This window comes from Terriglobia bacterium (assembly GCA_020072645.1).
GTDB lineage: Bacteria > Acidobacteriota > Terriglobia > Terriglobales > Acidobacteriaceae > Angelobacter.
This window is the reverse complement of sequence record JAIQGK010000040.1, coordinates 1-11,093: the sequence shown is the minus strand read 5'-3', so window position 1 is coordinate 11,093 and position 11,093 is coordinate 1. Positions and strand designations below refer to the sequence as shown.

The 11,093-nt window shown below is 57.3% G+C and carries 7 protein-coding genes; 2 read left to right on the top strand and 5 right to left on the bottom strand.

Annotation, left to right across the window (positions count from 1 at the left end):
- Positions 1–833, bottom strand: an 833-nt coding sequence (locus tag LAO76_27820; protein ID MBZ5494748.1) for a non-ribosomal peptide synthetase, incomplete at its 3' end; no start/stop codon positions are given.
- Between the two features lie 445 nt (positions 834–1,278).
- Here LAO76_27820 and LAO76_27815 point away from each other — a divergent pair.
- Positions 1,279–2,430 carry an alpha-hydroxy-acid oxidizing protein gene (locus LAO76_27815; GenBank protein MBZ5494747.1) on the top strand — a complete coding sequence of 384 codons (1,152 nt, stop codon included), beginning with the start codon at positions 1,279–1,281 and terminating at the stop codon, positions 2,428–2,430.
- A 111-nt stretch (positions 2,431–2,541) separates the two neighbouring features.
- On the opposite strand, the gene LAO76_27810 is transcribed toward LAO76_27815, so the two are convergent.
- Positions 2,542–2,844, bottom strand: a complete 303-nt coding sequence (locus LAO76_27810; protein MBZ5494746.1) for a hypothetical protein — start codon at positions 2,842–2,844, stop codon at positions 2,542–2,544.
- Positions 2,841–4,454, bottom strand: coding sequence for an acyl--CoA ligase (locus LAO76_27805; GenBank protein MBZ5494745.1), 1,614 nt, complete (start codon positions 4,452–4,454; stop codon positions 2,841–2,843). The genes LAO76_27810 and LAO76_27805 overlap by 4 nt, the downstream gene beginning before the upstream one ends.
- 166 nt (positions 4,455–4,620) lie before the next feature.
- Here LAO76_27805 and LAO76_27800 point away from each other — a divergent pair, with 166 nt between their 5' ends.
- Positions 4,621–5,613, top strand: coding sequence for a methyltransferase domain-containing protein (locus tag LAO76_27800; protein MBZ5494744.1), 993 nt, complete (start codon positions 4,621–4,623; stop codon positions 5,611–5,613).
- A gap of 52 nt (positions 5,614–5,665) precedes the next feature.
- Here LAO76_27800 and LAO76_27795 read toward each other — a convergent pair whose 3' ends face one another.
- Together LAO76_27795 and LAO76_27790 are read right to left on the bottom strand one after the other, a co-directional pair.
- On the bottom strand, positions 5,666–8,110 hold the full coding sequence (locus LAO76_27795) for an ABC transporter permease (GenBank protein MBZ5494743.1): 2,445 nt from the start codon (positions 8,108–8,110) through the stop codon (positions 5,666–5,668).
- A gap of 59 nt (positions 8,111–8,169) precedes the next feature.
- The coding region (locus LAO76_27790) for an amino acid adenylation domain-containing protein (GenBank protein ID MBZ5494742.1) at positions 8,170–11,093 on the bottom strand (2,924 nt) is incomplete at its 5' end.

The window sequence follows — 11,093 nt, the reverse complement described above, 5'->3', positions numbered from 1 at the left end:
CGGTTCGCCACCGGCGTCCCCACCACGATGTCCTCCTGTCCGCTGTAGCGCGACAGCAGCACCGCAAATCCCGCCAACATCACCATGTACAACGTCGCTCCACTCTCCCGCCCCACTCGCTTTAGCCCCGCCGTCAACTCCCTCGTCAAACTCTTCCGCCTTACTCCCGCCGCAAAACTCTGCTTCCCTCCTCGGGCACGGTTCCCCGCCAACTCCAGCCTCTCCGGTATCCCCGCCAACTCCTCCTTCCAGTACCTCAGCCCTTCTTCCAGACCTCCTTCCTCCTCCGCCCATCTCCTCTGCCACACCGCATAATCCCCATATTGCACCAGCAACTCCTCCAGCCGATTCTCCCTCCCTTCCACGTAGGCCCCGTACAACTCCTCCAACTCCCGGTTGAACACCCCTTCCGACCATCCGTCCGACACAATGTGGTGCATCGTCCGCAACAACACCTGCTCCTCTTCTCCCAGCTTCACCAGCTTCACCCGCAGCAGCGGCCCACACGACAGATCAAACCTCTCCTCCAACTCCCTTGCCATCGCTGCCCCCAATGCCTCGGCCTGCTCCTCCCCTTTCATCCCCCTCAGATCCACCTTCTCCAACTCGATGATCCGTTGCCCCTCGATCACCTGCACCGCCTCATCCTCCACCACCTCAAAATGCGTCCGCAGGCTCTCATGCCGCTCCACAATCGTGTTGATGGCTCGCTCCAGTGCTTCTTCATTCACCTCTCCCTTCAGCCGCAACGCCTCCGTCATGTTGTACTCCGTGCTCCCGCCCTCCAACTGATCCAGAAACCACAACCGCTGCTGCCCATACGACAGCCGCAAGCGCTCACCTCGTGCCCGCTGTTTCAAGATCGGCCGGGCGGTACCTGGCTTACTAGCATTCATGGTAAAGAGTTGCGGTTGGATAGGCTTATCATTCATAAGGCATAAAGCGTCGGAAGTCGAATCGGGGTTGGCCATGCGAAGTCCTGGCGGCTTTTATGTGGATCGGGTTGGTTTCAAGATAACTTGACAGTAAACTTAAAAAGAAACCATAAAGACTCTTCATGTAAAGTATAAACTTGGCTCGGCAAGATTTGTCGCAGGTTCCGCCCCGGCAGCTTCCACACATTCCCAAGATGGGAATGGCGGCCCATTAAAGTCCTGCTAGGATAGCTTCCGAAATCGAACTGCAACAGATTCCCAGGCGGGATCTTAGCCTCGATTTGATCTTCATCAAAGCAGCGCATACCGTCAAAGGGATAGCGGCATGTCAAGGCGCAAACGAATGAATGATTACAATGCTTCCCTTCGCCGTGCCATTACGATTGAAGATCTGCGGCTGTTGGCCCGCAAGCGCCTGCCCAGGATTGTTTTCGATTACCTCGACGGCGGTTCCGAGAGTGAAGTAACGTTGCGAGCGAACCAAGCAGCCTTTGACCAGGTGAAATTTCGACCCCGCTATGGCATCTCCGTCAACCATTGTGATTTACGCGTGCGTGTTCTGGATACCTCGGTGTCGCTTCCTTTGCTGCTCGCGCCGATAGGATATAGCGGCCTTCTAAGTCCAGGAGGAGAACTGGCGGCCGCCAAGGCCGCGGCCGCAGCCGGGACCATCTATGTCCTCTCGACCTTTTCCGGACAACGATTGGAAGAGGTCCAAAAGGCTGGCCGGCACGTGTGGTATCAGTTATACCTGCTGGGCAGTCGCGAAGCTGCTGAGAGCGCGATTGCCCGCGCTGAGGCGGCTGGGATATCCGCTCTGGTTTTGACGGTCGACACTATTGTGCCCGGTATGCGCTTGCGCGACATACGCAACGGCGCCAGTGAACTTCTTGCCGGGCGTTTTTTTTCCAAACTCCCGTTCCTGGAACAGTTGCTCAGGCGGCCGCGATGGCTTGTTCGATATTTCCGCAATGGCGGACTGCCCAGGCTGAAAAACGTCGTTCTGCCGGGGCGAGGCGCACTCTCGGTCCTGGAAGCGCGTCAAGATGTCTTGACGTGGGAAGATTTTCGCTGGATACGCAAACTCTGGAGAGGACCGATTGTCGTGAAGGGAATTCTCACCGGAGATGATGCCCGGCGCGCGCTCGATGAAGGAGCGCATGCCATCGTGGTCTCCAACCATGGTGGCCGCCAACTGGATGGCCTACCTGCTTCGTTGCGTGTTCTTCCCGAGGTCTTGAGAGCTGTAGATGGCCGCGCTGAAGTTTACATGGATAGCGGAATCCGGCGCGGAAGCGATGCCGTGAAAGCGATTTGTCTTGGCGCGCGCGCTGTTCTCTGCGGCCGCGCTTTCGCCTACGGACTGGCAGCGGCCGGGGAGCATGGTGTCGCGCGTTCGCTGGAAATTCTTCAAGACGATCTGGAACGAACGCTGAAGCTTCTGGGATGCGGCTCCATCACCATGCTTGATCCATCGTACGTAATGCAGGATTGACGGCTTTGCAATCACCGTCTCATGGGCCACAGTAAGCTGATGAAAGATGGCGTTAAATTAGCTTGCTCCAGCGCGCATGGCGGGAATGTCATTGAAATTGGACAACGTCATTTAGGCGCGGGGCGACCTCAGCTTTTCGATGGCGGAAGCCAATTGCTTGATCGTTGGATTGTCGAAAACCAGGTTCAGCGATACTTCAAACCCGAGCGCGCGCCGCAAACGCGAGACAAGCTGCATGGCCATCAGTGAGTCGCCGCCTTTCTCAAAAAAATTTTCTTCAGGGCCGATCGCATCAAGTCCAAGCCGATCAGCCCAAAATTCCGCCACTAGACGTTCTACGCAGAGGTCCATTTCCGGGCTACTGTCTTGCGGAGTGTTGCCTGCGGCGCGGTCTTGTGACGATTGAGAATTCATCGTGGCTCCCTGTCTGGAATCTCGGGCTCCAGCCGTTCCGTCCTTGACTGTTGGAGCAATTCGCTCTTCAGTACTTTTCCACTTGCGGTTTTAGGAAGAGCGTCACGAAATTCCACGATGGCCGGGACCATGTACGTCTCCAGGTGCCGTGAACAGTGCCGGATCAGGTCGCGTTGCGTCACCTGTGCGCCTTCCTTCAAACGAACTACCGCCTTGATGGCCTGTCCTAGGATGCTGTCCGGAACTCCAACCACGGCAGCCTCGGCCACACCGTCCAGGGCATGCAGGACTTCTTCAATGGCTCCGGGGCTGATTTTTTCTCCACCGCTTTTGATGACATCGTCACGACGGCGGACAAAATAAAAATATCCTTCTTCATCCATCCTAAACTGGTCGCCGGTATAGAGCGCTCGTTCGCCGGGAGCAATTCCCGGCCTGAGCGCATTCGCGGTCTCCGCGGGCATTTCCCAGTACCCAAGCATGACGTTAGGCCCACACACCACCAATTCGCCTACCGTCCCGGGCCCCAGCCGGTTTCCAACTTCGTCCACAAGATAGATCTCTTCACCGGGCAGCCCCTTGCCGACAGAGGTAGGACGCATGTCAATCTGTTCCGGAGCCAAATAGGAAGCGCGTACGCACTCAGTTTGGCCATACATACAGAACAGGCGGGTGTGCGGAAGCTCACCGCGCAGCTTTCGTACGACGGCAAGTGGCAGCGCGGCTGCGGCGTTGGTAACGTAGCGAAGCGATGCGAGATCGTATTTTCGCGGGTCCGCTTCCAGCAGGCTGGCTGCCATCGCGGGCGCCAGCGCAAAGCCCGTGATCCTTTCCTGCGCCATTGCTTCCAGCACGTCATGAGGGTTGCGAAACGAGTTCTGCAAAACCAGTGTGGCACCGGCGGAAAAAGCCGTGAAGAGCTGCGTAAGGCCATAACTGTGCGACAACGGAAGAACGCTCAAAATGACATCTTCAGGCCTGTTTCCCACATAGGAGACTATGGACTCCGTGGCCCAGGCCAAGTTCCGGTGGCTGAGCATTGCCGCTTTCGGGTGCCCGGTCGACCCCGAGGTGTAAATGAATGCCGCCGGCCCATCGTCATCCAGGCTTTGGCTCTGCCATGGCCTTGTCGCCGGCGATCGCTCCTCAGGTAACCGTTGCAGCGAAGCGACGTTCGCGTCCGCGAAACCAGTGTGCGAGCCGCCTTCCTGGATGAAGACCTTCTTCAGTTGCGGCAGTCCTGAAAGAACCCGAGAGATCGAATGCAAACCCTTCGAACTGGTGACCAGAGCGGCGGCACGACAATGATTCAGCAAGAATGCCAGCCGCTGAGCCTTTACGTTCGGATGTATCACCACGAACGTTCCACCCAGTTTCAGAATCGCGAAAATCGATAGCACGCACCCAGGCGAATTCTCGAGATGGATGGCTAGGCGGTCCGAAGGCTGCATTCCCGCCTTCAAAAGTACTTCTGCCAACCATTTGGCCTGCTGATCAAGAAAGGCGTAGGTCCATTTTTGCCGGTCGTATGCGAGGGCCGCTTTATTCGTGAACGATCGAGCGCTACGCTCCAGAACCTCTTCTATCCGCATGCGATTCACGTCCGGCACAAGATGAACGCAAGTTCCAGGACCTTTCCCATTTCAGGAAAGCCAATGGCAGCCACACGGCGTTGGGCCGTGGCGACTTGAGATTTTAGAATATCATTGAGTGAAGCGCCGGATCAGCATGCAGGAGAGTCGCTGGATATCCTCATAGCCCCGGAATGGAACTACCATGAAGAGAATGGCTCAACCTGCGCACTGGTCAGTTCTGGATCTTGCCGAGGGGCTGCACCTGGGCCACGGTCTTGCGGCGCTGGAAAAATTAGGTGTCCTCGCCTCTCTCACAATGCCGCAAACGGCAAAAGCATTGGCCAGAAAACACCGCCTCGACGTATCCATTCTCGAAGCCGTTCTGCAGATGCTGGCTTTGCGGACTGACTTGGTCATCAAACGTTCAACCACGTATCGCATCGCGAAGAAGTATGACGCAGTAGCGCGTTTTATGTTGTTGCAATATGTAGGTGCCTTCGGGGGGAATGCCGTCGCTACGGCCCAAATTCTCCGCCATCCCGAGTCGGCCGGAAAATTCGTAGATCGAGAGCAGCACGCCCGTGCATTCGAACAAGCCAGAATGTGGGAGAAAAACACCCTGGCCGACACCATTCTTAAGCTCGGGTTCGACCACCCACTAGACCTGGGATGCGGTGGAGGCAACATGCTTCTGAGCCTGGGAACCCGTTCTCCAGGGTTCAAAGGCTGGGGTCTCGACAGCAATCCGTGGATGTGCGCTGCGGCCCGGAAACGAATCACCGCGGCGGGCCTGCGAGTCCAAATTACCATTTTCGAAGGCGATTGCCGCGACCCCGGCAAAGCTCTGCCTGCCTCCGTCGTGAAACAGGTGCGGATCCTCACCGCAACCGGCGTGGCCAATGAATTTTTTTACCGCGGAGCGAAGGACGCTGTCGCATGGTTGAAGAAGCTAAGCGCGACTTTTCCCGGCCGCTACCTTCTTATTGCGGATTACTACAGCCAACTCGGGACGTCGCGCCGCACGCCCGTGAGAGCAGTTGCATTGCATGATTTCATTCAGGCCATTAGCGGGCAGGGAGTGCCTCCGCCCGATCTTGCAGAATGGAAGAAGATTTACCGCGCAGCCCATTGCCGGCTGGTCCGCGTGCAGCGGGCGGACAGTCCACTCGAGTTCATTCACATGCTCAAGCTTTAACTCAAAGCGCGAATTAGGGCCGTTGCGCTGCTTCGGGATACTCTCTGCCGAATCACCCTACCCGGATTGCGGTAAGCGGATCAATCTGGGCGGCGCGGCGGGCCGGGAGGTAACTCGCCAATGCCGACACAAAAGTGAAAAGGACGGCAACAGCAAAAAAGGTAAGAGGGTCCGTGGCCTTCACGTTGAACAAAAAGCTTTCAATAACTCGGTTCAGCAGCACCGCAGCGATGATACCAATGACGATTCCCATCAGCGAGAGCGCCAGGCCGTGCCCCACCACTAATAAAAGGAGGTTGCTCGTCGGGGCCCCCAATGCCCGTCGAATCCCTATTTCAGTGGTACGCTGCACAACGGTGTAAGAAATGACCCCATAAAGCCCGATGATGGCCAGCAGCGTAGCGGAAGCGGCAAAAACCCCCAGCAGTTCCATGACCAGCCGGCGCTGTCCCTCGGCGGCTTCAATCAGGCTGTCCATGGTGGAGACAGCAGCCACAGGCTGGTCTCGGTCCAGCGTCAGCGCAACCTGTCGAATGCTGTTGGCAATGCTAAGCGGGTCTCCTTTCATACGCACGGCCAGCATGGCGGAACTGGGAGGAGTCTGCGCGCATGGAAGATAGAGCTCGGGTCTGGGCTCGGCGTCTCGTCCAGACTGGCGCACGTCGGCTGCGATGCCCACAATTTCAATAGACTGGGAATTCGTACCGACGGTGACGTGCTGCCCGATCAAATCCAGCCCTCCCGGATATTCCGGCGAAAATGCCCGTGCCATGCTTTCATTGATAATAGCCACCGGCACCGACTTTGCCTCATCGTGCTCGGTAAATTCCCTTCCGCGCTTCAGGGAAATCTGGAGCGCGCGGAAGTAATCGGGCGTGACGTTTTGAAGAATGGCAATGGGGCTTTCATCCTGCCGGATGGACCGGCTTCCGATCAATTGCACAGGAGAGGCAACGAAGCCCGACATCGGCACCGTAAGCGCAACCGCCGCGCTCTGCACGCCGGGCAGGGCCTCTGTGCGGGAAACCATTTCCTTGTAATAGGCGGCCTTAGCTTCTGCTTGCTGATAGTGAGCAGGGGAAAGAGCAATGCGCATGGTCAGAAGGTTCTCCGGCTGGAACCCGAGATTGACTTGATGCAGGCGCAGCGCGCTCTCTATTAACAGCGTTGCTCCGATCAACAGCATGATGGACACGGCGATCTGCCCTATGACAAGCAAACCCTTGATTCCGAACCATCGCGCGGAGCGTGAACTCGCGGCCCGGGCCTGTTCGCCGTTTGCACGGAGCACGCGCGCCAGGTCAGGACGGGAGGCCGTAAGCGCGGGCATAAGCCCGAACAGGACTCCTGTAAAAATGGAAAGCGCGGCGGCAAACCCCAGGACGCCCAAATCCACGTGGATCTCATGAATGCGGGGGAGATCGATATAGGTAAGGCTTTGCAGCGCGTTCAAGGCGCCGACTGCTAGCCCCATGCCCGCAATGCCGCCAATTAGCGACAGAAGAATGCCTTCCACGAGGAGTTGGCCGATAATCGTGCCGCGTCCGGCCCCGATAGCGGCGCGCACGGCAAATTCCCGCGAACGCGAGCTGGCGCGCACCAGCAACAGGCTACCGACATTTGCGCACACAATCATCAGAACAAATGCCAATGCACCGAACAACATCCACAGTTCCAGGCGAATCCCGGAAACGAGATCATCCTTGAGCGCCGTCACCGGTTCTGGAGAATCGCTTTTCGCATCCAGCAGACCGGAATGCGCCGTTCTGTAGTGCTCATTGAGGACTTGTAATTCCGCATTGGCCTGCTGCATGGTGATTCCAGGCTTTAAACGTCCAAAAAGGGCCAGGATAGGACTGATTCGCCGGGTTGCATCCGGGACTACCGGCCAGTCCTGTGGCCTGGTCAGCCATACATCCGCGCCGGCAAAGGGAAACTGGAACCCCACAGGCAGTACCCCGATGATGCTATAAGACGTTCCGGCCAGGGTTACTGTTTTGCCAACCACCTGCGGATCACGGCCAAATCTCCGCTCCCAGAGATCGGCGCTGATCATGGCCACAGGCAGCGCGCCGGCTTTGTCTTCCTCGGGACGAAAACTGCGCCCCGCAAGCGGGCTGACTCCCAGAATTTCCAGAAAATTTGCCGATACCCGGGAAGACTTCAGCACCTCCGGTTGTTCCACGCCGGAAAGCGTCACGTTCTGCAATGCGACGGTATACGCCCCCATACCGCTGTACGACCGATTCGCCGCGAGAAACTCCTCATAACGAATGGGCGTGGCCGATCTCGTCACCAGCACGAGCCGATCCGGGTCTTGGTATCCCAGGGGCTTGAGTAGCACGTTGCTAATCACCGAGAACATCGCCGTGTTCGCCCCGATTCCCAGGGCCATCACCAGCACGACGAAAGTGGAAAAAGCGAAATTCTTGCGCATCGTCCTGAGTGCAAATTTCACATGATTTCCCATGCCGTCAAAAAACGCGCTTGCGCTCATGTACGCTCCGTCTCGATTTTGCTCCGCCATCATTTACTCTTCGCGGATTCAGCGTTTTATCATTCTAGCTCAGGGTTCGAAGTTTTTCTCTCCGCCGTCTTGGCATATTGCTCAACCAGTCGTCCGACGACGCTGATAGGCCCGGGATCGATGATTTGATGATGCAGGCATTCCAATTCATGGACGAACACCGTTCCTGAGGCATACGCATTCCAGGCTGAAGCCAGATTTCTATTCTCTTTCGATGCAAACAAAACGATGTCACCCATAAATTTGCGCGGGCGAAAGACTTCGTACAACGCAGCCGAGTGCTTCATTAATTCCATCATACGTGCTTTTCGGGTAGGACTCAGATATCCGGGCAATCTGCCTTCCACATCGGCAACAGATGGAGAATCTTCTTCGTCCGCGGGATAGGTGTCCAACACGGCCAGCAGAGCAACGCGCTGGTTCTCCTCCTGGAGTTTGCAAGCCATGGCATGGGCAACCAGCCCTCCATAGGACCATCCCAACAGATAATAAGGACCGTCCTGCTGGATGGACCGCATCAGTTCCAAATAGGCTTCGGCTTCGTGCTCGATGCTGGCGGGAAAAGGTAAATCGTCGGCAATGCCGCCGGCCTGCATGCAATAGAGCGGACGCTCCGGGTTGATCTCGCGCAATAAACCGGCGTAAACCCATCCGAGCCCGCCCCCTGGAGGAAAGCAGAAGACCGGCGGCATGCCTCCGGAACGTCTGAGCGGCAATACACGGTCGAACGCGCGCTCCGTGAATTCCCGCGTCATAAGGAATGGAGCCAGTTCGGCGACGGTAGGATGCGCAAAGATCATCTGCACCGGCACTTCCACCCCGAGCGCCGCTCGAATGCGCGACACCAGCCGGGTGGCCATCAGGGAATGCCCGCCTAACTCGAAAAAGTTTTCTTCTACGCCCACTTTCGTCAAGCTAAGCACCTCCCCAAATAAAGCGCAGAGAATGTCCTCTTCCGACGTTTGCGGCCAGGAAGAACGTAATGTACTGCGCTCGGGCTCAGGCAGGGCTTTTCTGTCTACCTTCCCATTCCCTGTCAGCGGCAGCTTTTCCAATTCCAAGATCACCGCAGGCACCATGTACTCCGGGAGACGGCTCTTCAGCCGTTCACGCAACTGCGTCGCTTCTATCTTTCCGTTGTTCGCTTCCATCACCACGTAGCCGATCAGCCGCTTCTCGCCTGCCTTTCCTTCACGCGCCACCACCACCGCATCCCGCACTCCTCTCTCTTCCCGCAACTGCGATTCGATCTCCTCCAACTCGATCCGAAACCCCCGGATCTTCACCTGATGATCGGCACGTCCCACATATTCCAGGTTACCGTCACGCCGCCAGCGAACTACGTCTCCCGTGCGATACATTCGCATCCCCCGGTTGCCGAATGGGTTGGCCACAAAGCGTTCCGCCGTCAGTCCAGGACGCATCCTGTATCCTCGCGCTACCCCTGCTCCCGCGATGTAAAGCTCTCCCGGTGCTCCCACCGGAACAGGTTCCAGGTTCGCATCCAGAACATACGCTTGCACGTTCGTGATCGGCCTGCCGATTGGCACCGGCCCGGTGAACGGGTCTTCAGAATGCACTTCATAAATGCAGCAGCCAACAACGGTCTCCGTCGGCCCATACTCGTTGATCAGACGAACCCGTGGGGCCTCTTTACGCCACAAAGCCAGATCCTCGTAATGCAGCGCTTCACCCCCGATCACCAGCGCGCGTGCGCATTGCTTCATCTGTTCAGCTGTGAGCCCGTGGTTCAGAAGTTCCAGGTGCGCCGGCGTTAGCTTCACCAGGCTAAGGTAGTGGCTCGTCCGCAATGTACGTGTCAGATCCTCGACATCCCATTGGCCAGGGGCAAGGAATACAGGGCGACCGGAAAGCAGTTGCGGATAGATGCTGGTTACTGTCAGGTCAAATGTGATGGAGCTGTGCGCTGGCGCACCATTACCTTCCGCCACCTTATATTCACTTATGCTCCATCGCAAATAATTGGCGAGCCCTTCATGCGTCACCACTGCGCCCTTGGGCCTGCCGGTTGAGCCGGATGTATAGATCACGTAAGCGGGATGGCTCGGCAGCAAACGCCTTCGGCCATCCGGGTGCGCCCAATTACGTCCCCCGCGTTCTGCCAACCGCGAGCAAATTTCCGTTTCATCAAGAACGACTGCATTAATACCTTTAGGCATAAAATCCCATAAGGATTTTTGAGTCAGCACCATCTTGGCGGAGGAATCTTCGAGCATGTAGGCCAGCCTGATCTGCGGCGTCTCCGGATCGAGCGGCAGATACGCCGCTCCGGCCTTGAGAACGCCAAGGATCGCCACCAACATCTCCGGCGAGCGCTCCAGGCAGATTCCCACCACGTCTTCCGGCCCGATCCCCTCGGCAATGAGGTAATGCGCCAGCCGGTTCGCCTCCTCGTTCAGCTCCCCATAGCTCAATTGCCTTCCTTCACACACCACTGCAATCGCTTCCGGGCTCTTCTCCACCTGCTCCTCAAACAGCTCCGGCAGCGTGGCTTCGGGCATAGGCTCCGCCGTATCATTCCACTCTTCCAGGATCCGCCGCCGTTCTTCCCCGCTCACCATCTTGATCCCGCCCACCGGCTGATCCAGATCTCTTACGATTTCCTCCAGCACCCGGGCATAGTGCTCCGCCATCTGCTCCATCCGCCAGCCATCAAACAGATCGCGCTTGTAAACCCAGTACAGCCCCATCTCGCCATTCCAGTCCCATGCATAAACCTCTAAATCAAAACGGACCTTCCCTTCTCCGTCCAAGGGAGTGATCTCCAGTCGAGATAAACTCTCCTGCTCCCAGGGCGCATTCTGCACGGCAAACATCACCTGGCAGATCGGCGTCGTATTCAGCGTCCGCTGCGGTGAGAGCTCTTCCACCAGCTTCTCGAACGGCACTTCCTGGTGGCGATATCCTTCCAGCGCCTTCCGCCTCACCTCCC